Source organism: Inquilinus ginsengisoli (genome assembly GCF_031453975.1).
In the GTDB taxonomy this organism is placed as follows: Bacteria; Pseudomonadota; Alphaproteobacteria; order DSM-16000; family Inquilinaceae; genus Inquilinus; species Inquilinus ginsengisoli_A.
Genome location: NZ_JAVDPW010000009.1, coordinates 15,059 through 39,612, shown reverse-complemented (window position 1 = coordinate 39,612; position 24,554 = coordinate 15,059). Strand labels below are relative to the sequence as shown.

Sequence of the window (24,554 nt, the reverse complement as noted above, 5' to 3'; positions counted from 1 at the left end):
AGAGATTGCCATGGCTTCCGACACGCCCCGCACCGGCTATGCCCTGCTGCGCGACCCCAGATCCAACAAAGGCAGCGCCTTCACCGAGGAAGAGCGCCGCCGGCACGGGCTGGAGGGGCTGCTGCCGCCGACGCCGAGTTCGCTGGAACACCAGGTCGCCCGCATCCACACCGAGCTGGCGAATCTCGACGTCGACCTGCAGAAGTACCTGCTGCTGTCCGACCTGCAGGCGCGGAACGAGACGCTGTTCTACGCGGTGCTGATGTCCGACCCAGCGACCTTCATGCCGCTGGTCTACACCCCGACGGTCGGCGAGGCCTGCCAGAAGTTCAACCACATCTTCCGGGCGGCGCGCGGCCTGTATCTGCCGATCACGGCCAAGGGCCGGCTGAAGGAGCTGATGGGCCACTGGCCGCAGCCGGATGTGCGCTTCATCGTCGTTACCGATGGCGAGCGGATCCTCGGCCTCGGCGATCTCGGCCTGGGCGGCATGGGCATCCCGATCGGCAAGCTGTCGCTCTACACCGCCTGCGCCGGTGTGCCGCCCGAGGTGTGCCTGCCGATCGTGCTCGACGTCGGCACCAACAACCAGGACCTGCTCGACGACCCGCTGTATCTCGGCCTGCGCGAGGAGCGGGTGCGCGGCGACGACTACCACGCCTTCATCGCCGAATTCGTCGAGGCGGTGCAGCTTCTCTACCCGAAATGCTGCATCCAGTGGGAGGACTTCGCCAACGTCAATGCGGTGCCGATCCTTGCGGCCTACCGCGACAAGGTCTGCACCTACAACGACGACATCCAGGGCACCGCGGCGGTGGCGCTGGCCGGCATCTACGCCAGCCTGCGCATCACCGGCGGCAAGCTGGCCGACCAGCGCTTCCTGTTCCTCGGCGGCGGGTCGGCCGCGACCGGCATCGCCGAGCTGCTGTCGCAGGCGATGGCGCTGGAAGGGCTTGATATCGCCGAGGCGCGCAAGCGCAACGCGCTGTTCGACATCAACGGCCTGATGGTGACGTCGCGCACCGACCTCGCGGAGTTCCAGCGGCCCTTCGCGCTGGACTGCGACCCGATCCATGATTTCACCGAGGCGGTGAAGGTGCTGAAGCCGAACGGCATCATCGGCGTCAGCACCGTGCCCAAGCTGTTCAACCAGCATGTGATCGAGGCGATGGCCGAGGTGAACGAGCGGCCGATCATCTTCCCCTATTCCAACCCGACCTCGCGCTCGGAATGCACGGCGGAGGAGGCGTATCGCTGGTCGCAGGGCCGGGCGGTGTTCGCCAGCGGCAGCCCGTTCCCGCCGGTCGAGGTCGACGGCAAGCGCTTCGTCCCCGGCCAGGGCAACAATGTCTACATCTTCCCGGCGATGGGCATGGCGGTCTACGCGACCGAGGCGACCCGCGTCACCGAGGAGATGTTCATCGTCGCCGCCCGCGCGGTGGCCGAGCAGGTCGGCGAGGACAGCCTGGAGAAGGGGCTGATCTATCCGCCGCAGAGCCAGATCCTGGCCGCCTCGCTGCATGTCGCCACCAAGGTCGCGGAATACATCTACGACCACGGCCTCGCCCGCGTGCCGCGGCCGGACGACGTCAAGGCGCAGATCGAGGCCAAGGCCTACAAGCCGGTCTATCCCGAGTGACCTGACCTGCGACGCAGCCGTCGCCGGCAACGGCTCCGATAGAGAGGGGTCGTCGTCGCTGGCGGAGCTTTGCCGGCCCGAACCCCCGCGAAGGGCGGGTTCGCGAGCGCCTTCGCATCTCAAATTCTCAGTTGGAGAAATAATATCGAAGCGAGGCGAACAGCCAAGACCCGCCTCACGCCCGAGTTCTATTGAACAGGATATTCTCAGCCAGAGAAATAACGCTGTATCGAGAAGTCGTCTAGTTGCCCATATTTGTTTCAGTCAGTGCCTAATCTTTCTCTTTGACAGATTAACCAAGTCATGGTTATCGTTTGCGTACATACAAAAGCATTCTGAAGAACGAGCGGCCGCGCGGCGGTCGAACTCGCATGCGGAGGCTCATGCCATGTACGATCGCTACGCGACCACCCGCCTGATCGACCTCTGGCTGCAGGAGGACATCGGCTATTGCGACCTGACCGTGCAGGTCATGATCGAGCCGGAGGAGACCGGCGCCTTCGTCATGAATGCCCGCGAGCCGATGGTGGTGTCGGGCATCGAGGTCGCCGCCGAGGTGTTCCGCCGCTATGACCCGCGCTGCGCCGTGACCGTCCGGGTCAAGGACGGCGACCGGGTCGCGGCCGGCCAAGTGCTGCTGGACGTCGGCGGCCCGGCCCAGGCGATCCTGACGGCCGAGCGCACCGCCCTGAACATCACCCAGCGCCTGTCGGGCATCGCCACCGAGACCGCGCGCTACGTGGCCGAGATCGCGGGCACCGGGGCCCGGCTGCTGGACACCCGCAAGACCACGCCGGGCCTGCGCGTGCTGGAGAAGCACGCCACGGCCTGCGGCGGCGCCCTCAACCACCGCCTCGGCCTCGACAACGGGGTGATGATCAAGGACAACCACATCGCCGTCTGCGGCAGCATCGCCGCCGCGGTCCGCCGGGCGCGGCGCACCCTGCCGATGCTGACCAAGATCGAGGTCGAGTGCGACTCGCTGGAGCAGGTGGACGAGGCGGTGCTGGCCGGCGCCGACGTCATCATGCTGGACAACATGCCGGTGCCGATCATGCGCCGGGCGGTCGAGACCGTGGCCGGGCGCATCCCGCTGGAGGCCTCGGGCGGGGTGCGGTTCGACACCATCCGCGCCATCGCCCAGACCGGCGTCGACTACATCTCCACCAGCAAGATCACTCAGTCGGCGCCCGCCATGGACATCGGGCTCGACGAAGCCGACCGGGCGGCGGCGTGAGCCCGGGCATCTTCTTCCTGGTGGTGGGGCCCAGCGGGTCGGGCAAGGACACGCTGATCGACGGCGCGCGGGCGATCCTGGCGCCGTCCGGCCGCTATCACTTCGCCCGGCGGGTCATCACCCGCCCGTCGGGGGCGGCCGGCGAGGACCATGACGGCACCACCGAAGAGGCCTTCGCCGCGCTGGAGCAGCAGGGCCGGTTCCTGATCACCTGGCAGGCCCACGGCCTGCATTACGGCCTGCCGATCGAGCTGCTGGAGGCCTGCCGCCAGGGACGGCACGTCATCGCCAACGGCTCCCGCTCCGCCGTGCCGGCGCTGGCCGAGCGGGTGCCGCGCCTGGTGCTGGTCGAGGTCTCGGCCCCTGCCGCGGTGCTGGCGCGCCGCATCGCCGGCCGGGGCCGCGAGGCCGGGGCCGACATCGCGGCCCGGCTGGCCCGGCCGGCGCCCGACCTGTCCGCGGCCTTCGCGGGCGGCGTGCGCGTCGTCCGGGTCGCCAATGACGGCACGCCGGAGGCCGGCATCGCCGCCTTCGTCCGGCTGGTGCAGCAGGAGGCGTCGCGCCTGCGCCTGCGCGCCGTGCCGATCGACACCGGCCGGCAGAACACGGCCTTCCTGCCGCGGCACGGCACCGTGCTGCGGGCGACCGACTATCTCGGCCCCCACAAGATCGACGTGGTCGCCGGCGACCGCAGCATCCGGGCCCAGGTCAATGTGCTGGACGACCCGCGGCTGCTCGACGACGACGAGATCGGCCTGTCGACCGAGGCCTTCGCCGATCTCGGCATGGCGGCGGGCACCGACATCTTCATCCGCCGCACCCCGTCCCCGGAAAGCCGAGGGGCCTTGCAATGCAAGATCCGCGGCGGCGCGCTGGGCGAGGAGCAGTACGCGCAGGTGGTGCGCGACATCGTCGAGGGCCGCTATCCCGACAGCGAGGTCGCGGGCTTCCTGGTGGCCGCCAACCGGGGGCTGAGCGACGACGAGGTGGTGTCGCTGGCCCGGGTGCGCAGCGCCTTCTCGGAACGGATCCGCTGGGACGCGCCCCTGGTGGTGGACAAGCATTCCATGGGCGGCATCCCGGGCAGCCGCATCACCCTGATCGTGGTGCCGATCGTCGCCGCCCACGGCCTGACCATGCCGAAGACCTCGTCGCGGGCGATCACCTCCGCCGCCGGCACCGCGGATGCGATGGAGACCGTCGCCCGGGTCGATCTGAGCGTGGAGGAGGTGCGCCGCACGGTCGCCGCCGCCGGCGCCTGCATCGCCTGGAACGGCCGGCTGAACCATTCGGCGCTGGACGACGTGATGAACGCGATCACCCGGCCGCTGGGGCTCGATTCCAACCGCTGGTCGGTGGCGTCGATCCTGTCGAAGAAGCTGACCGCCGGCTCGACCCATGTGATCGTCGACCTGCCCTACGGCCCCAGCGCCAGGCTGAAGAGCCGGGTCGAGGCGGCCGAGCTGGCCACCCTGTTCGAGACCGTCGGCGCCGGGCTGGGCCTGACCGTCCGCGCCTTCCCGACCGACGGCACGGCCCCGATCGGCCGCGGCATCGGCCCGGCGCTGGAGGTGCGCGACGTGCTGCAGATCCTGGACAACCGCCCGGAGGGGCCGGCCGATCTGCGCGAGAAGGCGCTGTTCTACGCCGGCCGGATCATCGCCTGGGACCCCGCGGTGGGCGACGAGGCGGAAGGCCGCCGCCTGGCCGAGGCGCTGCTGGCCAGCGGCCGGGCGCGCGACGCCTTCGACCGCATCGTCGACGCCCAGGGCCGGCGGGCGGACCCGATCCTGCCCGCGCCGCTGGTCCAGCCGGTCTATGCCGACCGGTCGGGCCCGATCGCGGCGATGGATGGCTGGGCCATCGCCGGCATCGCCCGCCGCGCCGGCGCCCCGTCCGACCCCGGCGCCGGCATCGACCTGCTGTGCCGGGTGGGCGAGGAGGTGCGGGCGGGGCAGCCGCTGTTCCTGATCCGCGCCTCGACGCCGCAGGATCTCGATGCCGCCGCGGCCATGGCCGGGCATCATGCCGGGATCGACATCCGCGAGACCGTCACGGCGGGGGGCCGCAGCAGCGGGGTGTGACGACGTCGCGCGGAAGCGCGGCCGGACGGAAAGCCATAACCGATAAACAAACAGGGACACGGCGATGACAGGAATGGCAGGCAAGGCGATGGCGGCGGTGTTTGCGCTGGCCGCCGCGCTGACCGCACCCGCCCGGGCGGCGGAAATCTCCGTCACCCAATGGGGCACCAGCCTCTACGGCGCGCCCTACGCGGTCGCCATGGAGAAGGGGTTCTTCAAGGAGGCGGGCGTCGACATCACCGGCATCATCGGGTCCGGCGGCGGCGGCACCACGGTGCGCAACATCCTGGCCAGCCCCCTGCCCTATGGCGAGGTGGCGCTGAGCGCCGCGCTGGCGGCGCAGCGCCAGGGGCTGGACGTCGTGATCGTCAACGCCGCCATCCGCAGCGCCGCGGAATCCACCCTGCTGACCATGCCGGATTCCGACATCAAGTCGCTGAAGGACCTTGCCGGCAAGAAGGTCGCCATCACCTCGCCGAAGGGCGTGTCGGAGATGCTGCTGCTGATGGAGCTGCAGAAGGAGGGCGTCGACCCGGCCTCGGTCACCCGCGTCGCCTCCGGCGGCTACAGCAACAGCCTGACCCTGCTGCAGCAGGGCGAGGTCGCCGCGGCCGGGATGATCGAGCCGCTGTCGATCATCCGCAAGGCGGAGTTCCGCACCGTGGCGCGGGCCAAGGACATCCTGCCGGCGATGACCACCGCCGTCGGCATCACCACCCGTGAATTCGCCGAGGCCAATCCCGGCGTGATCAAGGCCATCATCGCCGGCCGCCGCGCCGGCGTGCGGGCGATCTACGCCGACCCCGCGGCGGCGGCGGAGATCGTCGGCCGCACCTTCACCCTCGACCCCAAGGTGGCGCAGGAGGCGGTGGCCAACATGATCGGGCCGCGCTACTGGAGCGAGGGCGAGATCAACCAGGCCGAGCTGGACGAGACCGTGAAGGGCCTGGCGCTGGTCGGCGAGGTGCAGGACGGCGTCGACTGGTCCAAGCTGATCGACACCGCCTACCTGCCGCCCGAACTGCAGGCGAAACAATGAGCGTCACGCCCTTGCCGAAGCCGCAGCGCCGCCCGCCGGCCGGGGAGCCCATGAGCCAGACCGAGGAGCTGCACGTCGTCCTGAAGGGCATCACCCGGGTGTTCGGCGGCCGCAAGCGCGAGAGCCAGATCCACGCGCTCGGGCCGCTGGACCTCGAGCTGCGCCGCGGCGAGTTCTTCTCGGTGGTCGGCCCGTCGGGCTGCGGCAAGTCCACGCTGCTGGACGTGGTGGCCGGGCTGGCGCCGCCCACCACCGGCCAGGCCAGCTTCGAGGGCCGGCCGGTCACCGGCGTGCCCGACGGCATCGGCGTGGTGTTCCAGGAGGACGCGTCCTTCCCCTGGCTGACCGTGCGCGACAACGTCGCCTTCGGGCTGCGCCGGGCCGGGGTCGACGCGGCGGAGATCGCCCGCCGGGTCGACTACGCCATCGGCTTCATGGGCCTGCGCGAATTCGCCGGGGCCCTGCCGCCGCAGCTGTCCGGCGGCATGCGCCAGCGTGTCTGCATCGCCCGCACCCTGGTGCTGCAGCCGCGGCTGATCCTGCTGGACGAGCCGTTCGGCGCGCTGGACCAGCAGACCCGCCTGCTGATGGGCGACGAGCTGCTGCGGCTGTGGCGGGAGACCAACGCCACGGTGCTGCTGATCACCCATTCGCTGGACGAGGCGGCGATGCTGGCCGACCGCGTCGGGGTGATGTCGGCCCGGCCGGGCGTGTTCATCGACTTCGTCGAGACCGGCTGGCCGCGCGACCGCGACAGCCGGGTCATCGCCACCCCGGAATTCGGCGCCATCAACGCGCGGCTTTGGGAAAAGCTGCGGGTCGAATCCCTGAAGCACATGGGCGTGCACTGACCCGAACCCGGAGGCCCCGGCCATGCCGCGCGAAGCCTGGATCCGCCTTGCCGTGATCGTTGCCGCCGTCGCCGTGCTCGAGCTGCTGTGCCGCGGCGGCGCGATCCGGCACACCGCCATCATCCCGCCGTCGGAGATGGCGCAGGCGCTGTGGCGGATCCTCCGTGCCGGCACCTTCAACGCCGATATCCTCACCACCTTCCGCGACATCGCCCTGGCCGCGGCGATCTCGATCGGGCTCGGCTTCCCGCTGGGGGTGGGCATCCATGCCTGGCCGGATCTGCGCCTGGGGCTGGAGCCGATGCTGGCGAGCTATTACGCGGTGCCGACCTTCATCCTGTACCCGGTCTTCATCATCCTGTTCGGGGTCGGCAGCGGCGCGATCACGGCGGTCGCGGTCATGCTCGCCATCGTCGCCATGATCACGGCGACGCTGAACGGGCTGGACCGCATCCCCTCGGCGCTGCGCCGCACCGCCCGGGTGATGCGCATGGGCCCGCTGTCCACCGCGCTCAGGATCAGCCTGCCGGCCGCCCTGCCCTATCTGTTCACGGGGATGAAGCTGTCGGTGGCCTATGCCGTGATCGGCGTGATCGCGTCGGAGTTCATCCTGTCCGGCTCCGGCATCGGCTACTCCATCGCCTATGCCTACAACAACTTCGACAACCAGACGATGTACGGGCTGATGCTGCTGGTGATCCTGGCCGTGGTCGCGATCAACACCGGGCTGCACATGGTCGACCGCCGGCTGAACGCCCGGCGGGGGCGGTGACGCCATGAGGCAGGCCGTCAGCGTCACCCTCATCGTCGCCGTGTTCCTGGTGCTGTGGCAGGTCCTGCACCTGAGCGCCGGGACCGCCATTCCCGGGCCGGGCGAGACCCTGGACCGGCTGCGCGCCCTGGCCGCCACCCCGGCCTTCTGGGGCCATTGCGCCGAGACCGGCCAGGCCTTCCTGCTGGCGGCGGTGCTGTCGATCGCCGGCGGCCTGGTCCTCGGCGTGCTGCTCGGCAGCCACCGCCTCGCCGGCGGCGTGTCCGAGCCGATCCTGATCAACCTCTACGCCCTGCCGAAGGTGACGCTGTACCCGGTCGTGCTGCTGATCTTCGGCCTGGGGATGTCCGCCAAGGTGGCGTTCGGGGTGATGCACGGCATGATCCCGCTGGCCCTCTTCACCATGAACGCCATCCTGCAGACCAAGCCGGTCTATCGCCGCACCGCCAGCGTGATGCGGCTGACGCCGTGGCAGGCGGCCAGCACCGTGATCCTGCCGGCGATCGTGCCGGAGGTGATGTCTGGGGTGCAGATCGCGGTGTCGCTGGCGCTGCTGGGCGTGCTGATCGGCGAGCTGTTCGCGTCGCAGCGCGGCCTGGGCTTCCTGGCGCGGCACGCCATGGAGCTGGGCGACATGCCGACCGTGCTGGCCGTCGCCGCCACCCTGATCGTCTTCGCCCTGGCGCTCAACGCCGCGCTGCGCCGTCTGGCCAGGATCTGGTCCTAGGGCGCCTCGGCCATGGCGCGGCCGTCGCGGGCGACGACGCGGCCGCCCTTCACCACCAGCCGTCGCGGCGGATGGCCGGCCACCGCCTCGGCGACGGTCTCGGCCTCGACCAGCACGAAATCGGCGCGGCAGCCGGCCTCGATGCCGTAGCCGTCCAGCGCCATCACCGCCGCGCCGCCATGGGTGCAGATGTCGAGCGCCAGCTGCAGCTCGTCGTCGCGGCGCAGGTTGTTGCGCATGCCGACGAACATCGCCCGTTCCAGCATGTCGCCGGTGCCGTAGGGACCCCAGGTGTCGCGGATGCCGTCATTGCCGGCGCAGATCGTGACGCCCGCCGCGGCCAGGCGCTTGACCGGCGGCGCGTCGACCGAGGCCGGCCCGGTGGTCATGATGTGGATGCCGGCCTCGCGCAGCCCCTCGATCAGCCTGTCCACCGCGGCCACATCCGGCATGCCCAGGCAGAAGGCGTGGCTGAGCGTCACCCGCCCCTGCAGCCCGAGCGCCTTGGTGCGCTCGATCGTCAGCTCGACCGCGAAGGCGCCGAGTTCGCCGCCCTCGTGCAGATGGATGTCGATCGGTTTGCCGAAGCTGTCCGCCAGGCCGAAGACGGTGTCGAGATGCCCCTTGGGATCGCGGTCGATGCCCGACGGGTCCAGGCCGCCGACGACATCCGCGCCCTGCCGCAGGGCATCGGCCATCAGCCCGACCGTCCCCGGGCGCACCAGCATGCCGCTTTGCGGGAAGGCGACGATCTCGATGTCGACGATGTCGCGATACCGCTCGCGCGTCGCCATCACCCCTTCGATGCCGGCCAGCCCGACCTCGGTGTCGACATCGACATGGCTGCGGATATGGGTGGTGCCGTGGCCGACCGAGAGCACGACCTGCCGCGCGGATTGCCGGGCGGGGTCGATGCCCAGCGTCCGCTTCATCGTCCGTTCGTTGTCGATCCTGTCGATCAGCCGGGGCCCGACCTCGTTGCGGTACCAGCCCATGCCGTACAGCGTCTTGTCGAGATGGGTGTGCGCCTCGACCAGGCCCGGCAGCATCAGGGCACCGCCGCCATCGACCACGGCGGCCCCGGCGGGCGCCGGTTCCCCGGCGGGAACGATGCGGCCGTCGCGGACCAGGATGTCGGTGGCCGCCCGGCCCGCCGGCCGGACATTGGTGAACAGGGTGGCTGAAGCCATCGGATGCATCCTTCGATCAGCGGGCCGGGAGCGTCGCACGACGCCCCTACCGAATACTGCCGTCGAGCGTCCGAGACCATGTCCTGGATGCATGGTCGAACGGCAGCATCCCCCGGTATCACTTCGAGGTGGGCTTCACTTCATCGTCGGCATCACGAATTCGGCGCCGGCGCGGATGCCGGTGGGCCAGCGGGTGGTGATCGTCTTCATCCGGGTGTAGAAGCGCACGCCTTCCGGCCCGTGCATGTGGTGGTCGCCGAACAGCGACGACTTCCAGCCGCCGAAGGAATGGAAGGCCATCGGCACCGGAATCGGCACGTTGATGCCGATCATGCCGACCTGGATCTGGTGGGCGAATTCGCGCGCGGCGTCGCCGTCGCGGGTGAAGATCGCGGTGCCGTTGGCGAATTCATGGCGGTTGATCCAGCCGGCCGCGGTCTCGTAGTCCGGCGCCCGGGCGACCGACAGGACCGGCCCGAAGATCTCCTCGCGATAGATCTTCATGTCGGTGGTGACGTGGTCGAACAGGCTGCCGGCGATGAAGTAGCCGTCCTCATAGCCCTGGCGGCGGAAGTCGCGCCCGTCGACCACCAGCTTCGCCCCTTCGGCGACGCCGGAGTCGATGTAGCCGCGCACCTTGTCGAGATGCTGCCGGGTGACCAGCGGCCCCATCTCGGCCTCCGGATCGGTGCCGGGGCCGATGGCCAGGGCACGGACCCGCGGCTCCAGCCGGGCCAGCAGGGCCTCGGCGGTCTTCTCGCCGACCGGGACGGCGACGGAGATCGCCATGCAGCGCTCGCCGGCGGAGCCGTAGGCGGCGCCCATCAGCGCATCGACCGCCTGGTCGAGATCGGCGTCGGGCATGATGATCATGTGGTTCTTGGCGCCGCCGAGCGCCTGGCAGCGCTTTCCGGTCCGCGCCGCGGTCTCGTAGATGTACCGCGCGATCGGGGTGGAGCCGACGAAGCTGATCGCCGAGATGTCGGGGTCGAACAGCAGCGCGTCGACCGCCTGCTTGTCGCCCTGGACGACGTTGAACACGCCGTCGGGCAGCCCGGCCTCCGTCAGCCATTCGGCCAGCAGCAGCGAGGCCGAGGGGTCGCGCTCCGACGGCTTCAGGATGAAGCAGTTGCCGCAGGCCAGCGCCACCGGGAACATCCACATCGGCACCATGGCCGGGAAGTTGAACGGGGTGATGCCGGCGACGATGCCGAGCGGCTGGCGCAGCGAGTGGCTGTCGACCCGGGTGCCGACATTCTCGGTGATCTCGCCCTTGAGCAGCTGCGGCGCGGCGGTCGCGAACTCGACCACCTCGATGCCGCGCTGGACCTCGCCCTTGGCGTCGCTGAGCACCTTGCCGTGCTCGGCGGTGATGGCGGCGGCCAGCTCGTCGGTCCGCTCCTCCAGGATGCGCAGGAAGCGATTGAGGATGCGGGCGCGGCGCAGCGGCGTGGTGCCGGCCCAGTCCGGGAACGCCTGCTTCGCCGAAGCCACCGCGGCGCGGACGTCGTCGACCGAGGCCAGGGCGACGGTGCCGCTCTGCACACCCGTGGCGGGGTTGAAGACTGGCGCGGTCCGCCCGCTGCTGCCGGGAACCCGGCGGCCGCCGATGAAATGGTGAATCTCGGTTGGCATCACGGCGTCTCCTGCTCCAGTCCGGCCCGGCGGGCGGATGGGATGTCATCCCGCTTTACCCGGCGCGCATCAATGGCCAGGATCGAGCAACCATTGTGCGGGATTTGAAGCCATGGACTGGGACCACCTGCGCGTCTTCCTGGCGATCGCCCGGCATGGCCAGCTGCTGGCGGCGTCGCGCAAGCTCGGGCTCAACCACGCCACGGTGGCCCGGCGGCTGGACGCGCTGGAGGCCGATCTCGGCACCGTGCTGTTCGACCGCCGGCCGGCGGGGTCGGTGCTGACCCAGGCCGGCGACCGGCTACTGCCGGTGGCCGAGGGCATCGAGACCGCGCTGCTGGGCGCGGCGGAAGGGCTGCGCGACGACGAGGCCGAGGTCGCCGGCACGGTGCGGATCGGCGCGCCCGACGGTCTGGGCAACTATTTCCTGGCGCGGGAGCTCGGCATCTTCGCCCGGCAATACCCCAATCTGACGATCGAGCTGGTGCCCCTGCCCCGCAGCTTTTCCCTGTCGCGGCGCGAGGCGGACCTGGCCATCGGCCTCGACCGGCCGGTGGAGGGAAGGCTGATCGTGTCCCGCCTGGCCGATTACAGCCTGGGGGTCTATGCCTCCGCCGGCTATCTCGCCGCGGCGGGGACGCCTGATACCGTGGACGCGCTGGCGGACCACATGGTCGTGACCGGGGTCGAGGACTACGCCTACGCCCCGGCCCTGGACTATGTCACGGTGCTGGAGGACCGGTCGCGCCGACGGTTCCGCTGCGCCAGCGTGATGGGCCAGATGGAGGCGGTGCGGGCCGATGCCGGCATCGGTATCCTGCATGATTTCGCCGCCGCCGAAGTGCCCGGCCTGACCCGGATCCTGCCGGAGGTCGGATTCCGCCGCAGCTACTTCATGCTGTCGCATCCGGACACCGCCGGGCTGCGCCGCGTCGCGATCTGCCGGCGCTTCCTCGCCCGCCGCTTCGAGGAGGAGCGCCAGCGGTTCCTGCCGGGATGTCCTCGACGGCCGGATCGCGAATGAATGCGCCGCGGGGCCGGAGGCAGCAGCCGGCCGCGATCGAGAAGGGCGGCGGCGTCCGCTGCAACGGCGCCATCGACAGCCGTTCGGGCTCGGGCGAAGCGCTCGGCTGCTGACACGCAGGCCACATCGGAGCCATGATCGGGCGGGGCGCCTCGGGATCCGGGGCGCCCTTTTCATCGCTCTCGACACGGATTCGACGATGGCACCGGACGACCCGAAGACGATCGCCGACGGCATCACCATCGGCCCGGACGGTGTGCCGCGCTGTTCCTGGCACTTCGACATGCCCGATCATCCCGATTACCACGACCGCGAATGGGGCCGGCCGGTGGAGGACGACCAGCGCCTGTTCGAGAAGATCTGCCTCGAAGGCTTCCAGTCCGGCCTGTCCTGGCTGACCATCCTGCGCAAGCGCGAGAGCTTCCGGGAGGCGTTCGCGGATTTCGAGATCGAGCGGGTGGCCGGCTTCACGGAGACCGATGTCGAGCGCCTGCTCGGCAACCCCGGCATCATCCGCAACCGGGCCAAGATCCTGTCCACCATCAACAACGCCCGGCGGGCGCGCGAACTGATCCAGGAGGCCGGCTCCCTCGGCGGCTGGCTCTGGGCGTTCGAGCCGGGCCCGGAGGAGCGGCCGCGGGTGATGGACCTGCAGTATTGGCGGTCGAACCCGACCAGCCCGGCCTCCGAGCGCCTGTCGAAGGCCTTGAAGACGCGCGGCTGGACCTTCGTCGGCCCGACCACGATCTACGCCTTCATGCAGGCCATGGGCCTGGTGAACGACCATCTGGAGGGCTGCGCCTGCCGGCCCCGCATCGAGGAGGCACGACAGGCCTTCGCCAGGCCCGCCAAGAGACCGTCTGTAAATGCTACTGGCACGGCCATCTGACGGCGGCTTCTGCGCTTCCGGTGCTCACGGACTCAAACGTCCGCTGCGCGCCGGTTCTCGAAACCACCGCCAGCCGACTCCCGTCAGCGCATTTCCAAACGATCTCTTAGGCCAAGCACCATCCGGCGATCAGACGGCGGCCGCTTTCCGGCCCCGGGGAGCCTTGGCCGGCACGGCGGCAGCCTTCTGCGGCGCCGGCGGCGATGCGCGCCGGGTGCCGAGGCCGATCGACTTCGCCAGAGAGCTGCGCTGCTGCGCGTAGGCCGGTGCGACCATCGGGTAGTCCGCCGGCAGACCCCAGCGCTCGCGATACTGCTCAGGCGTTAGGTTGTAGGCGGAAGACAGATGACGCTTCAGCATCTTCAGCTTCTTGCCGTCCTCGAGGCAGATGATCCACTCCGCCGTCACCGACTTCTTGATCGGCACGGCCGGCTGCGGCCGCTCCGCCGCCACCGGCGCGGCCGGCTTGTCGAGATCATGCAAGGATGCGTAGACCTGGGCGATCAGCGCCGGCAAGTCGCTCAGCGCGACGCTGTTGTTCGAAACATGTGCAGAGACGATCTGCACTGTCAGTCGCCGGGTTTCATCCGCGGCAGCCGCCGTCGATGTCGCGGCGCCATTCTCACTCATTCAAACTGCTCCGTACCAGAGGTTCACGCTGTGATAATACCGGATCGCGTTCAATACAGCTTGAATATAGTTAACAAATGGCCCGGGCGGTAGTCCGGACTGTTATTTAATATCCTTTTGTGCAGCGAGAGATCCGTCGGGCGGCGGCAATCCCTGCCCTGGCCCTCCCCTTCCCGAAGGCGCCGGGCGTGAAAAAGCCGTCGCCGCCGCAGAGGATCGGGACCGCCGATTACCGGAAGGTCTGGAGGAGAGGATCGAAGGCGTAGTCGAGCACCGTCCGGCTGCCGGTGGTGATCGAGACCTCGGCCGGCGTGCCGGCGGAGAGTTCGACGCCTGGCGCCACCTGCTTCACCACGGCCGGGTCGACCTCGATCTTGGCCAGGAAATAGGCGCGCCCGGTCTTCTCATCCACGGTGCTGTTGGCGGCGACATAGATCAGCCGGCCCGCCACCCGCGGCACGCTGCGGTGGCTGTAGGCGACGAAACGGACCAGTGCCGGCTGGCCCTCGCGCACCACATCGATGTCGTTGGGCTGGACCTGGACGTCGAGCACCACCTTCGCGCTCTTCGGCACGATCTCCAGGATCGGCGCGCCGGGCGCGACCACGCCGCCGACCGTGTGGAACTTCCGCCCGGTGACGGTGCCGTCGAGCGGCGCCACGATGCGGGTGCGGACGACCACGTCGCCGCTGGAGCGCATCCTCTCCTCCAGCGCCGCCAGTTCCTTCTGCGTCTTGGCGCGCTCGCTCGCGACCTTGTCGCGGAAGTCGCTGTCCAGCGCCAGCATCCGCATCTCGCTTTCGCCGACGGTCTGTTCGGCCCTGGCGATGGATGACAGGGCGGAGGCCTTCTCGCCGATCAGCCGGGCCTGGCCGCGCTGCAGCTGCAGCAAGCGCGGGCGCCGTTCCAACCCCTTCTCGACCAGGGGCGCCACCGCGTCGATCTCCTGCTGGATCAGCTCCATCTGGATGTCCGCGGCCCGGATCTGGCCCTTCAGCCCGACGATTTCCGAACGGCTCTGGGCGATGCGCTGCGCCAGGACCGACTTCTGGCCCACGATCGATTCGCGACGGAAGGTGAACTGGTCCTGCTGCGCCCTGACCAGGGCCGCGGCCGCGGGATTCGACGGGGTCTCGTTCAGCATGGCCTCGGGCCATGCGATGGCGGCCGCGCTGGTCTGTTCCGCATCCAGACGGGCAATGGTGGCGACGGCGGCCAGGCGCTGCATCCGCACCATGTCGTAGGTCGCCCTGTCGCGCGTGGCATCGAGCACCAGCAGGGTGTCGCCCGCCTTGACCTCGTCGCCGTCGCGCACCGCCAGTTCGCGGATGATGCCGCCTTCGAGATGCTGCACCGTGCGCCGGTTGCCCTCGGGGCTGACCTGCCCGTTCGCGACCGCGGCGGCGGCCAGCGGCGTTAACGCGGCCCAGACGCCGGCCCCCACGACGAACACGGCGATGACGGCGCCGCCGATCAGGCTCACGCGGTTCAGGCGCCGGGCGTTCTGCCGCAGCGCCGCCGTCTCCTCCTTCCGCGAAGCAGACAGAAGGGCGCTGCCGGGGATGGCCGGCAGGTTGGGCTTTCCGGGCTCCTGAGGGATCAGTGACATGGTCGGAGCGTCCTTCTGCGCGGCGGCGACATCGGCAATCGGCGATCCCTCGGACGAATGCGTCTCGTCTTCACGTCACGGGATCGATCGGCCGGCCTCATCTCAAAAATCTCTGTCCGAATCGCAAGTCGTAAATGCTCGTTCTGCCGGGTGTCTATCAGACCATCTTGTCATATCCGCGGCGGGCGGCACCACAACAAGCCGATCATACCAACCTTCACCGGCGACGTTACGTCGGTAATGCGTTTCCGCCGGCGCTGAAACTCCGCCGTAGCAGGGCCCGGTCAATTTCACAGTAGGATAGAGGCTTTCCCGCCGCCGCAAGGCGTGACCTCGGGAACCGGCCGGCGGGCCGTACGTTGATGATCTTGGAGAGGTGGTCCACCCGATGCGATCCGTTCCAGCCACCGAGGCGCTGCCCACGCCCCGCGATGCCGTGTCGGCCGCGAACGCCCGGCCGGCGGTGCGGGCCTTCTTCGATCCGCGCACCTGCAGCCTGCAATACGTCGTCGCCGACCGGTCGACCGGGGATTGCGCGATCATCGACCCGGTGCTGGATTTCGACGAGCGGTCCGGCGCGGTCGCGACCCACAGCGCGGACGGGATCCTGGCCCATGTCGAACAGGCGGGGCTGCGCGTCGCCTGGATCCTGGACACCCATCCGCATGCCGACCATTTCTCCGCCGCCGCCTATCTGAAGGCGAAGACCGGCGCGCCGACGGCGATCGGCGAGAAGATCGTCGCGGTCCAGGCGCTGTGGCGTGAGATCTACAATTTGCCGGAGCTGCCGGCCGACGGATCGTCCTGGGACCGGCTGTTCCACGACGGCGAGGTGTTCCGCATCGGCGGCCTGGAGGCGCGAGTTCTGCACTCGCCCGGGCACACGCTGGCGTCGATCACCTATGTCGTCGGCGATGCCGCCTTCATCCACGACACCCTGTTCATGCCCGATGGCGGGACCGCGCGCGCCGACTTCCCCGGCGGCGATGCCCGGCGCCTGTGGGCCTCGATCCAGCAGATCCTGGCGCTGCCGGACGACACCCGCCTGTTCACCGGGCACGACTACCAGCCGGGCGGGCGCGAGCCGCGGTGGAAGAGCAGCGTCGCCGAACAGCGGCTGGGCAACGCCCATGTCGCAGGCAAGACCGAGGCGGAGTATGTGGCCTTCCGGAAGGCACGCGACCGGCTGCTGCCGATGCCCGGGCTGATCCTGCCGGCGATGCAGGTCAACCTGCGCGGCGGGCGGCTGCCGGAGCCGGAGGACAACGGCCGGCGCTATCTGAAGATCCCGATCGACGCGCTGCCGGGTGCGGCCTGGGAGTGATGCCGGAGACGGGTGGCGGCACGGCGCGTCCGCTCCCGGCGTCAGTTGGTGGCGGACACCGCCAGCGGCTGCTCCAGACCGCCGGACAGCGGCGGAGATGCCACGGCGTCCCGGGCATGCAGCGCGTCGCTGCCGGTCCCCGCCTGGATGAAGATCGCGACCACCACGCCGAGCAGCACGGTCAGGGTCGTCGTCAGCAGGAAGCCCTGTCCATCGGCGGATTCTTCCGCCGCCACGGCTTCGCGCGGGATGGATCGGGCCAGCAGCAGGCCGGTGGCGATGCCGACGGCGGTCATGCCGACGATCAGGGCCGCCACCCCGCCGATCTGCCGAAGCCCCACCGGCGCGGGATCCAGGGCGAGCGTCCGGACCACCGCCAGCATGAAGCCCACGGCAAAGCCGACCGCGGCCGACCTGGTCACCACCACCGTCCGCTGCTTCATCGCATCGGGCTGCCCGCGGCGCCCGGACCGGGTCGGCACAGTGTCCCGCAGGACGGCGCCGGATGGACCGGCCGTCGCCGACGACAAATCGCCCCCGGCCATTCCGTCCCGGATCCGGGACGGAATGGCCGGACGGGTGGAAAATCGCGCTTCCGGCGCCGGTGTGGAAGTTGCCCTCTTCAGGCGTGCCATGGCCAAACCCGGTGGTTCTCGAGTCAGGCCGGGCGGGTGCTGAATTCACCCGCCCGGCCACCTGCCTTCACGTCATCCGTATCCGTGATCGCCCCCGTATTGCGTTCGGCTCGTCCCTGCACGTCCGCATGGGCAGGGTTCGGCCGGAAACCCGTGGTGGTTTGCGTCACCCGGCCGGATACGTTGGGCCGAGCGATCGATTTGCCGAATTCACGGGTCTTTACAGGTAATCCATTGTTTGGTTTCCAGCACCGAAGACGATCGTGAAGAAGCTCGATCGGCGCCTCGACATGGAAATAAAGAGAAACTGGCGCGCTTTTTAGTAAACTTCTGATTCGAGCAGCACCTTCGCGAGCATCAAGATCTGGACCGACCCACATGGATCAGACGCACACTTCAAGCCTGATTGCGGAACCTAAAAAAGGGGGGTCGCCCCCCCTATTTGCGATAAGGTTTCGCCGCCTCAGGGAATTCGGGACGATGCTTCGATGATTCCGGCTGAACAGACCTCTCGCGCCTTGGTGATCGAGGACCAGGATCTGATGCGCCTGGCCTTGATCCATGAACTCAAGGCGGTGCTGAAGGACTGCATCGTCCAGGGGGCCGCAACCTGGGAATCCGCGTCCCGGCTGCTGAAGGACCATGATTTCGACCTCGTCATCATCGATCCGGGACTGCCGGGATTCGACCCGACGTCGCCGCTCGATCGCCTGACGGTCGTGAAGGAGGTGGTCGAGGCATGCCCGAATGCCCTGCACATCGTCGTCACCGGATCCGACACGCCGGAGGAAGGCGAGAAGTGCAGGCGACTCGGGGCGAACGCCTATGTCGGCAAGACCGGCCTCGATCGCGACACGCTGATCAGCATCCTGCAGAACATCTCGGAAACCGGGTTCTCCCTGTCCCTGTCCGAGGTCAAGGAGCGCACGCCGGAGTTCTACTATTCCGGATTGACGCCCCGCGAGCAGGAGATCATCGATTTCATGCGGCGCCGGCCGCGGGGCGCCAAGCGCCGCGAGATCTACGAGCAGATGGGCGACCAGTTCGGCATCGATCCCTACACGGTCGAGAAGTACTACAAGCAGGCCCGCGCCAAGCTGATCAAGAACGGACTCTTCCCCAAAGGTGCCTGATGATGGTGATTTCGCCGGCTGCGCAGGGAATCGGGAGCTTCGTGAGACCCAGGATGTCGAGGCTTGTGCCGCCGGCCATGGCGGCCGCCGCCGCGATGCTGGCGGCTTTGCTGGTTGGCGCCGCCCAGGCGGCCCCGGCCGGCCATGACGACCCGCAGGTGCTGCGCATCGAGGACGCGGCGGGGCAGCCGACGACGACATACGGGCTGGAGCGGCTGAAGCGCGACTTCCCCCAGCGCGAGCTGGACACGCGGACGCCCTGGACCGCGGCGGGGGAAAGCATCCGCTACCGCGGGCCGGAGCTCAAGGACGTGCTGGCCGGCAACGGCCTGGGCGACGTGCCCTCGATCGAAGCCTCCGCCTATGACGATTTCGTCACCACCATCCGGATGGACGAGATCGACACCTACAAGCCGATCCTGGCCCTGGAGCGGGCGTGCTCCGCCGACGACCACAAGGCCGGCCGCTGCAAGGACGGCGAAGATTTCAGGCCGCTGACCTTGGACGATTCCGGCCCCTATTCCATCATCTGGCCTTACGACCAGCTGCCCAGTTCCTACGTGCCCGGGCGGAACTCGATCTGGGTCTGGTTCGTCACGGCGCTGCGCCCCGCCTCATGATCCGGATGCCGCGATGGTGGCTGGAGCTGTTCCCATACCTGGCGCTGGCCGTCGCCATATCCCTGAGTTCGTGGTCGTTCATGCGGTCGGAGCACTACCGCGAAGAGACCGACATGCTGCTCACCCAATCCTATGAGATCGAGTGGCGGGGCTCCCAGGTCCGCGAGCGGCTGGCAAACATCATCGGATACCTGAAGATCGCTATCGCCACCGGGGAGCGGGAGCCGCGGCTGGTGCAGGAGATCGGGCTGCTGCAGTTCAACATCGTGGCGCTGAAGAACCTGGAATACGCCGACCACTTTCTCGATCCGAAGGATTTCGACCGGCTCGACAACAGCCTGACCATGATCCGGGCGAACATCAATCCGGCCCTGGCGGATGGCGGCCAGGACCTGAACGTCCTGGCCTGGGTGTCCGCGATCCAGGAGGACATGTTCCACGTCTCCGGCACCGCCGGCGCGCACAGCCGCACCCTGACCGAGACGGCGCAGATCGAGGAGAATGCGCTGCGCAACACGGCGATCTTCGCCCTGGCGCTGTCTGCGGTGATCGTCGTCGGCGTCGTCATCCACCAGAGGGCCGCCTTCGCGCAGCGGAAGGATCGGCAGATCCGCTCCTTCTCCTCGCTGTTCGCGCATATGACGCGGTCCCGCGTGTCCGCCCTGGCGCTGTTCATCGGACGCCTGGCCGACACCACCACGCCCGACCCGGAGATGGTGGCCGCGGCGGTGCGCGCGGCGAAGGAGCTGGACGCCATCAATGACGGGCTGCTGAAGATCGCCTATGCCGGCAAGCCGGCGCGACGGGTGGCGCTCAAGGCCATCCTGGACGCCATCCGCCTGGACCATGGCGACCGGATCCGCCTCGACATTCCCGACGAGGCGCAGGACGCGCCGGTCGCGTTCCCGCAGCTTCACCTGATCCTGGACGAATTGATCCGGAACGCCGAACACGCCGTGGCCGCCGCCGGGCGGGCGGCGCCCAGCGTGGTCCTCCGCGGTCGCCTGGCGCCGCGGTTCCCGCTCGGGCGCCGGCTGATCCTGGAAGTGGTCGACAACGGCGTCGGGATGACCGCGGCGGTCCGCGAGAAGGCGCTGGAGCCGTTCTTTTCGACCCGGGCGGGGAGCCATGTCGGCCTGGGCCTGACCGGCTGCGCCGAGATGGTGAAGACGCTGGGCGGCCGGTTCGCCATCCAGTCGATGGAGAACATCGGCACCACGGTGCGGATCAGCTATCCGATCGCCCGGGACGCCGGGATGCCGGCCTGACCGGCGCGCCGTACGGCCGGGAAACGCCCCCGACCGCCGGCGCGATCGGCCGTTACTTCGCGGCGGCCTTGCGCGGACGCCGGGCCTTGGCCGGTGCGGGCGGCGGTGCGACCACCTCGACCGGGCGCCGGGTGCCGAGGCCGATGCTCTTCGCCAGCGTACTGCGCTGCTTGGCATAGTTCGGCGCGACCATCGGATAGTCGGCCGGCAGACCCCAGCGGTCACGATACTCGTCAGGGGTCATGCCGTAGGCGGCCTGCAAATGCCGCTTCAGCATTTTCAGCTTCTTGCCGTCCTCGAGGCAAATGATGTAGTCGGGCCGCACCGACTTCTTGATCGGCACCGCCGGTTCCGGCCGGCTCGGCACCGGTTCGGACGGCATGCCAAGACCATTCAGGGCCCCGTAGACCTGCCCGATAAGACCAGCCAGGTCGCTGACCGCGACGTTGTTGTGCGAAACATGGGCCGCGACGATCTGCGCGGTCAGCTTGCGCGTCTCATTTGTCGAACTCGGCTTCAAATCACTGGAGACGTCTGCAGGCATCAAATCTCTCCGCCAGAATGGATGTAGAATAGATATCGCATTTGGCCTGCAGGTCCAGACAAATGTGGGATAAGACAGAAATCCGCTAGGCCATGACTTTCCATTCCTTGGACGTAAACCTTGCCGCGGCGGTGTCGCCCCCCGGGTGCCGCGGCGGTCGGGACGGCCGGCGCCGCCGCTCCCCGGATGACGGGACCCCAGGGGGCGGCGCCCGACGCCTCACAGCGTAAAGTCGGCCGCCACCAGGGTGATGGCGCCGGTCAGGACGATGTTGAAGTCGGCGACGCCGTCGCCATTGACGTCGCCGCTGACCGTGGTGACGCCGCCGGCCACGGCCTCGCGCAGTTCGCCGGCATGGTGGGTGAAGGCCCCTGCGCCGATGAAGCGGAACGCCTGGTCGCCGGCGGCCGCGGTGTTGGCATCGATCGCCGCGAGGTCGATGCGGTCGCCCTGGGCGTGGCTGAAATCGGTGATCCGATCGGCCCCGGCGCCGACCGGGCTCTGGCCGACGCTGCCATAGGTGAAGCGGTCGGCCCCGAGCCCGCCGATCAGCGTGTCCGCGCCGCCCAGACCGGCCAGGACGTCGTTGCCGGCGCCGCCGGACAGGGCATTGGCGGCGGCCGACCCGAGCAGCGCATCGTTGCCGTTACCCCCGGCCAGGTTCTCGATCCCGACCAGCGTGTCGCCCTGGGCATTGCCGCCGGCGCCCGTGCCCGTCGTCAGGTTGACCGCCACCCCGGCGGTGCCCTCGGCGTAGTTTGCGGTGTCGATGCCGGCGCCGCCGTCGAGATGGTCGGCGCCCGCGCCGCCGCGGAGCGCGTCGTTGCCGGCGGCCCCGAACAGGGCGTTGGCCCCGGCGCTGCCGATCAGGGCATCGCCGCCCTGGCTGCCGAAGACGTTCTCGATCCCGGTCAGGGTGTCGCCCTGGGCGTTGCCGCCGCGGCCCGTGCCGGCGGCGAGGTCGACCGCCACCCCGACCGTGCCCTCGGAATACATCGCGGCGTCGATGCCGGCGCCGCCGTCGAGATGGTCCGCCCCGGCGGCGCCGCGGAGGACGTCGTTGCCGGCGCTGCCGAACAGGGCGTTGGCCCCGGCATTGCCGGTCAGGATATCGGTGCCCTGGCTGCCGAAGACGTTCTCGATCCCGACCAGGACGTCGCCTTCGGCGTTGCCGCCATGGCCGGTGCCGGCGGCGAGGTCGACCGTCACCCCGACGCTGCCCTCGGAATACATCGCAGCGTCGATGCCGACACCGCCGTCGAGGTGGTCGGCCCCGGCCCCGCCGCGGAGCACGTCGTTGCCGGCATTGCCGGTCAGGATGTTGGCCACCGCGCTCCCGGTCAGGGTGTCGCTGCCCTGGCTGCCATCGACATTCTCGATCGAGACCAGGATGTCGCCCTGGGCATCGCCGCCGCTGCCGAGCCCGGTGGCCAGGTTGACCGTCACCCCGACCGTGCCGTCGTCGTAGAGCGCGGTGTCGTTGCCGTCCTCCGACACCGCGGCGGCGGCGTTGACGCTGCCGTCGTCGCTGAAGCCGCCATTCAGCACATCGGCGCCGGCGCCGCCGCGCAGCACGTCATCGCCGTCCTGGCCGAAGATCATGTTGGCGCCGGCGTCGCCGAACAGCGCATCGGCGAAGTGCGACCCCGACAGGCCCTCGATCGAGATCAGGACATCGCCCCGGGCATCGCCGAGGAACCCGCCGGTGACCAGGCTGACCACCACGCCGGATTCGGCGTCGCCATAATCCGCGATATCGAGGCCGGCACCGCCGTCCAGCCGGTCGGCGCCGACGCCGCCGTCGAGGTCATCATTGCCCGCGGCGCCGAAGAGGGTGTCGACGCCCGCCGCGCCGCCGAGGAAGTCGGCGCCGCCGGCCCCGGTGATGCGGTCGTCGCCGGAGCCGGCGTCGTAGGCCATCGCCTCGACATTGGTCGTCCGCGTTCCGTCGCTGCCGGTGCCGCCGTTCAGGGTGAAGGTGAGATTTGCGGTCGCGTCGCGGCGGTCCAGGAACAGGAAGTCGGTGCCGGTGCCGCCGTCGATGACGTCCGCCCCGGGCCCGGAGAAGATCTGGTCGTCGCCGGCGCCGCCGCTGATCACGTCGTTGCCGACGCCTGAGCTGATCCCGTCGTTGCCGGCGCCGCCGCTGATGATGTTCTTGCCGTCGCCGCCATCGATGAAGTCGTTGCCGGCGCCGCCGGTGATGCGGTCGTCGCCGGAGCCGCCCTCGTAGCTCAGGATCTCGATGTTGGTGGATCGGCTGCCGTCGCTGCCGGGCCCGCCGTTCAGGGTGAAGGTGAAGCCGGTGGCGAGGTCGCTGCGGTCGATCTCGAGGATATCGACCCCGGTGCCGCCATCGGCGATCACCACCCCGGAGCCTTCCACGATCAGGTCGTCGTCACCGCCGCCGCCGTTGAGCGTGTCGTTGCCGCCATTGCCCGTGAGCTCGTTGTTGCCGCCATCCCCGGTCAGCACGTCGTCGCCGCGGCTGCCGATGACGTTCTCGATCCCGGTCAGGGTGTCGCCCTGGGCGTCGCCGCCGGTGCCCAGCCCGGTCGCCAGGTTGATGACGATCGGGTCCGCGCTGCGGTCGTAATCAGCCGTGTCGATACCGGCGCCGCCGACCAGCGCATCGGCGCCGGCCCCGCCGTCGAGGTCGTCGTTGCCGGCCCCGCCATCGAGCTGGTCGGCGCCGCCGGCGGCGTGGATCTCGTCGTCGCCGGCATCGCCGGTCATGACATCGGCGAAGGCCCCGCCATTGATGAAGTCGTTGCCGTCGCCGCCGCTGGCGTGGTCGCCGCCGTCGGGGGTGTTGAAGTTGTCGCTGTTGATGATGTCGTCGCCGGCCCCGCCGTTGATCGTGTCGGCACCGTCGCCGGCATTGATGACGTCGTTGCCGTCCCCGCCCGACAACGTGTCGCCGCCCGCACCGCCATCCACGACGTCGCTGCCAGCCCCGCCGTCCAGCGTGTCGGCGCCGGCCCCGCCGTCCAGGACGTCGCCGCCGACGGCGCCGTGGACGACGTCGTTGCCCGATCCGCCCTCATACACCAGCGCCTCGATGCCGGTCGCGGTCGACCCGTCGCTGCCGGCCGTGCCGTCGACCGAGAAGGTGGCGCCCACCGTGGTGTTGAAGCGGTCGACGGTGAGGACGTCGTCGCCGGCGCCGCCGTCGATCGTCAGCACCCCGGCCCCGCCCGTGATGGAATCGTCGCCGGCGCCCCCGTTCAGCGTGTCATTGCCGTTGCCGCCTTCCAGCTGGTCATTGCCGTCGCCGCCCAGCAGGGAATCGTTTCCATCCAGCCCCAGCAGGTGGTCGTCGCCGCCCAAGCCGCTGATGGCGTTGTCGCCGGCCGACCCGGTCAGGGTGTCGTTGAAGGCGGTGCCGACGAGGTCCTCGATGTCGGCGCCGACGGTGTCGCCCTCGGCGGCGCCGCCATGGCCGGTCGCGCCGATCGCCACGGTCACGCCGTCCGTGCTGTCGGCGAAGCTGGCCGTGTCCCTGCCGTTGCCGCCGCTCAGCACATCCGCCCCGGCGCCACCGAGGAGGACGTCATTGCCGTCGTCGCCGAACAGCTGGTCGTTGCCGAGGCCGCCGGAGATGCCGTCATTGCCGTCGTTGCCATGGATGACGTCGTCGCCGTCGGTGCCGGTGAGGGCGTCGCTGTTGGGGGTGCCGTCGATGGTCGCCATGGTTGATCGCT

General features: G+C 69.6%; 21 protein-coding genes. 13 read left to right on the top strand and 8 right to left on the bottom strand.

The features are described from left to right. Window positions 1-10: 10 nt before the first annotated feature. The 7 genes from E9232_RS24150 to E9232_RS24120 all read left to right on the top strand — a co-directional run bounded on the left by E9232_RS24150 (window position 11) and on the right by E9232_RS24120 (window position 8,349). The gene (locus E9232_RS24150; protein WP_309798333.1) at window positions 11-1,639 is read left to right on the top strand and encodes an NAD-dependent malic enzyme; all 1,629 of its coding nucleotides are present in this window, start codon (window positions 11-13) and stop codon (window positions 1,637-1,639) included. A 388-nt stretch (window positions 1,640-2,027) separates the two neighbouring features. Next, window positions 2,028-2,876: a carboxylating nicotinate-nucleotide diphosphorylase gene (gene nadC / locus E9232_RS24145; protein WP_309798331.1), complete on the top strand. Its 849-nt coding sequence runs from the start codon at window positions 2,028-2,030 to the stop codon at window positions 2,874-2,876. After that, window positions 2,873-4,960, top strand: coding sequence for a phosphonate metabolism protein/1,5-bisphosphokinase (PRPP-forming) PhnN (gene phnN, locus E9232_RS24140; RefSeq protein ID WP_309798330.1), 2,088 nt, complete (start codon window positions 2,873-2,875; stop codon window positions 4,958-4,960). Before nadC ends, phnN begins: the two co-directional genes overlap by 4 nt. Before the next feature lie 64 nt (window positions 4,961-5,024). Continuing rightward, window positions 5,025-5,999 carry an ABC transporter substrate-binding protein gene (locus E9232_RS24135; protein ID WP_309798328.1) on the top strand — a complete coding sequence of 325 codons (975 nt, stop codon included), beginning with the start codon at window positions 5,025-5,027 and terminating at the stop codon, window positions 5,997-5,999. A gap of 50 nt (window positions 6,000-6,049) precedes the next feature. Continuing rightward, window positions 6,050-6,850 (top strand): ABC transporter ATP-binding protein, encoded by an 801-nt coding sequence (locus E9232_RS24130; RefSeq protein ID WP_309798326.1) that lies wholly within the window; start codon window positions 6,050-6,052, stop codon window positions 6,848-6,850. Window positions 6,851-6,872: 22 nt separating this feature from the next. Next, window positions 6,873-7,622: an ABC transporter permease gene (locus E9232_RS24125; protein ID WP_309798324.1), complete on the top strand. Its 750-nt coding sequence runs from the start codon at window positions 6,873-6,875 to the stop codon at window positions 7,620-7,622. Between the two features lie 4 nt (window positions 7,623-7,626). Beyond that, window positions 7,627-8,349, top strand: coding sequence for an ABC transporter permease (locus E9232_RS24120; protein WP_309798322.1), 723 nt, complete (start codon window positions 7,627-7,629; stop codon window positions 8,347-8,349). Here the strand turns inward: E9232_RS24120 and E9232_RS24115 are convergent. Then, window positions 8,346-9,539: an amidohydrolase family protein gene (locus E9232_RS24115; RefSeq protein WP_309798320.1), complete on the bottom strand. Its 1,194-nt coding sequence runs from the start codon at window positions 9,537-9,539 to the stop codon at window positions 8,346-8,348. The genes E9232_RS24120 and E9232_RS24115 overlap by 4 nt on opposite strands. Window positions 9,540-9,674: 135 nt before the next feature. Further along, window positions 9,675-11,174: a CoA-acylating methylmalonate-semialdehyde dehydrogenase gene (locus E9232_RS24110; protein ID WP_309798319.1), complete on the bottom strand. Its 1,500-nt coding sequence runs from the start codon at window positions 11,172-11,174 to the stop codon at window positions 9,675-9,677. A gap of 112 nt (window positions 11,175-11,286) precedes the next feature. Here E9232_RS24110 and E9232_RS24105 point away from each other — a divergent pair, with 112 nt between their 5' ends. Then, window positions 11,287-12,198 (top strand): LysR family transcriptional regulator, encoded by a 912-nt coding sequence (locus E9232_RS24105; RefSeq protein WP_309798317.1) that lies wholly within the window; start codon window positions 11,287-11,289, stop codon window positions 12,196-12,198. 199 nt (window positions 12,199-12,397) lie between these two features. Beyond that, entirely contained in the window at window positions 12,398-13,087 is a 690-nt protein-coding gene (locus E9232_RS24100; RefSeq protein WP_309798315.1) for a DNA-3-methyladenine glycosylase I, read from the top strand. Between the two features lie 129 nt (window positions 13,088-13,216). On the opposite strand, the gene E9232_RS24095 is transcribed toward E9232_RS24100, so the two are convergent. Together E9232_RS24095 and E9232_RS24090 are read right to left on the bottom strand one after the other, a co-directional pair. Then, window positions 13,217-13,717 (bottom strand): Ros/MucR family transcriptional regulator, encoded by a 501-nt coding sequence (locus tag E9232_RS24095; protein WP_309798313.1) that lies wholly within the window; start codon window positions 13,715-13,717, stop codon window positions 13,217-13,219. 229 nt (window positions 13,718-13,946) lie between these two features. Next, complete coding sequence (locus E9232_RS24090; RefSeq protein WP_309798312.1) at window positions 13,947-15,326, bottom strand: HlyD family type I secretion periplasmic adaptor subunit; 1,380 nt, start codon at window positions 15,324-15,326, stop codon at window positions 13,947-13,949. A gap of 388 nt (window positions 15,327-15,714) precedes the next feature. Here E9232_RS24090 and E9232_RS24085 point away from each other — a divergent pair, with 388 nt between their 5' ends. Then, entirely contained in the window at window positions 15,715-16,650 is a 936-nt protein-coding gene (locus tag E9232_RS24085) for an MBL fold metallo-hydrolase (RefSeq protein WP_309798310.1), read from the top strand. 41 nt (window positions 16,651-16,691) lie between these two features. Here the strand turns inward: E9232_RS24085 and E9232_RS24080 are convergent, their stop codons facing one another. Together E9232_RS24080 and E9232_RS24075 are read right to left on the bottom strand one after the other, a co-directional pair. Continuing rightward, a complete protein-coding gene (locus E9232_RS24080) occupies window positions 16,692-17,093 on the bottom strand; it encodes a hypothetical protein (protein ID WP_309798308.1) in 402 nt (133 codons plus the stop codon). 215 nt (window positions 17,094-17,308) lie between these two features. Continuing rightward, window positions 17,309-17,665, bottom strand: a complete 357-nt coding sequence (locus tag E9232_RS24075) for a hypothetical protein (RefSeq protein ID WP_309798306.1) — start codon at window positions 17,663-17,665, stop codon at window positions 17,309-17,311. Between the two features lie 108 nt (window positions 17,666-17,773). Here E9232_RS24075 and E9232_RS24070 point away from each other — a divergent pair, with 108 nt between their 5' ends. The 3 genes from E9232_RS24070 to E9232_RS24060 are packed head-to-tail and all read left to right on the top strand — an operon-like array spanning window position 17,774 to window position 20,306. Further along, window positions 17,774-18,418: a response regulator gene (locus E9232_RS24070; protein WP_309798304.1), complete on the top strand. Its 645-nt coding sequence runs from the start codon at window positions 17,774-17,776 to the stop codon at window positions 18,416-18,418. Window positions 18,419-18,471: 53 nt separating this feature from the next. Then, window positions 18,472-19,038 carry a hypothetical protein gene (locus E9232_RS24065; protein ID WP_309798302.1) on the top strand — a complete coding sequence of 189 codons (567 nt, stop codon included), beginning with the start codon at window positions 18,472-18,474 and terminating at the stop codon, window positions 19,036-19,038. A gap of 5 nt (window positions 19,039-19,043) precedes the next feature. Further along, window positions 19,044-20,306, top strand: coding sequence for a sensor histidine kinase (locus E9232_RS24060; RefSeq protein WP_309798301.1), 1,263 nt, complete (start codon window positions 19,044-19,046; stop codon window positions 20,304-20,306). A gap of 52 nt (window positions 20,307-20,358) precedes the next feature. Here the strand turns inward: E9232_RS24060 and E9232_RS24055 are convergent, their stop codons facing one another. Continuing rightward, window positions 20,359-20,850, bottom strand: a complete 492-nt coding sequence (locus tag E9232_RS24055; RefSeq protein WP_309798300.1) for a Ros/MucR family transcriptional regulator — start codon at window positions 20,848-20,850, stop codon at window positions 20,359-20,361. Window positions 20,851-21,069: 219 nt separating this feature from the next. Beyond that, on the bottom strand, window positions 21,070-24,543 hold the full coding sequence (locus tag E9232_RS24050) for a beta strand repeat-containing protein (RefSeq protein WP_309798298.1): 3,474 nt from the start codon (window positions 24,541-24,543) through the stop codon (window positions 21,070-21,072). Between the last annotated feature and the right edge of the window lie 11 nt (window positions 24,544-24,554).

What these genes read in the sequence shown, in the direction of transcription:
- E9232_RS24095 (WP_309798313.1), bottom strand. Translation starts at nt 13,717, where the DNA reads ATGAGTGAGAATGGCGCCGCGACATCGACGGCGGCTGCCGCGGATGAA.
- E9232_RS24125 (WP_309798324.1), top strand. Translation starts at nt 6,873, where the DNA reads ATGCCGCGCGAAGCCTGGATCCGCCTTGCCGTGATCGTTGCCGCCGTC.
- E9232_RS24080 (WP_309798308.1), bottom strand. Translation starts at nt 17,093, where the DNA reads ATGAAGCAGCGGACGGTGGTGGTGACCAGGTCGGCCGCGGTCGGCTTT.
- E9232_RS24110 (WP_309798319.1), bottom strand. Translation starts at nt 11,174, where the DNA reads ATGCCAACCGAGATTCACCATTTCATCGGCGGCCGCCGGGTTCCCGGC.
- E9232_RS24120 (WP_309798322.1), top strand. Translation starts at nt 7,627, where the DNA reads ATGAGGCAGGCCGTCAGCGTCACCCTCATCGTCGCCGTGTTCCTGGTG.
- E9232_RS24060 (WP_309798301.1), top strand. Translation starts at nt 19,044, where the DNA reads ATGCCGCGATGGTGGCTGGAGCTGTTCCCATACCTGGCGCTGGCCGTC.
- E9232_RS24090 (WP_309798312.1), bottom strand. Translation starts at nt 15,326, where the DNA reads ATGTCACTGATCCCTCAGGAGCCCGGAAAGCCCAACCTGCCGGCCATC.
- E9232_RS24065 (WP_309798302.1), top strand. Translation starts at nt 18,472, where the DNA reads ATGTCGAGGCTTGTGCCGCCGGCCATGGCGGCCGCCGCCGCGATGCTG.
- E9232_RS24100 (WP_309798315.1), top strand. Translation starts at nt 12,398, where the DNA reads ATGGCACCGGACGACCCGAAGACGATCGCCGACGGCATCACCATCGGC.
- E9232_RS24105 (WP_309798317.1), top strand. Translation starts at nt 11,287, where the DNA reads ATGGACTGGGACCACCTGCGCGTCTTCCTGGCGATCGCCCGGCATGGC.
- E9232_RS24070 (WP_309798304.1), top strand. Translation starts at nt 17,774, where the DNA reads ATGATTCCGGCTGAACAGACCTCTCGCGCCTTGGTGATCGAGGACCAG.
- E9232_RS24115 (WP_309798320.1), bottom strand. Translation starts at nt 9,539, where the DNA reads ATGGCTTCAGCCACCCTGTTCACCAATGTCCGGCCGGCGGGCCGGGCG.
- E9232_RS24075 (WP_309798306.1), bottom strand. Translation starts at nt 17,665, where the DNA reads ATGTGGGTCGGTCCAGATCTTGATGCTCGCGAAGGTGCTGCTCGAATC.
- E9232_RS24050 (WP_309798298.1), bottom strand. Translation starts at nt 24,543, where the DNA reads ATGGCGACCATCGACGGCACCCCCAACAGCGACGCCCTCACCGGCACC.
- nadC (WP_309798331.1), top strand. Translation starts at nt 2,028, where the DNA reads ATGTACGATCGCTACGCGACCACCCGCCTGATCGACCTCTGGCTGCAG.
- E9232_RS24130 (WP_309798326.1), top strand. Translation starts at nt 6,050, where the DNA reads ATGAGCCAGACCGAGGAGCTGCACGTCGTCCTGAAGGGCATCACCCGG.
- E9232_RS24150 (WP_309798333.1), top strand. Translation starts at nt 11, where the DNA reads ATGGCTTCCGACACGCCCCGCACCGGCTATGCCCTGCTGCGCGACCCC.
- E9232_RS24085 (WP_309798310.1), top strand. Translation starts at nt 15,715, where the DNA reads ATGCGATCCGTTCCAGCCACCGAGGCGCTGCCCACGCCCCGCGATGCC.
- E9232_RS24135 (WP_309798328.1), top strand. Translation starts at nt 5,025, where the DNA reads ATGACAGGAATGGCAGGCAAGGCGATGGCGGCGGTGTTTGCGCTGGCC.
- E9232_RS24055 (WP_309798300.1), bottom strand. Translation starts at nt 20,850, where the DNA reads ATGCCTGCAGACGTCTCCAGTGATTTGAAGCCGAGTTCGACAAATGAG.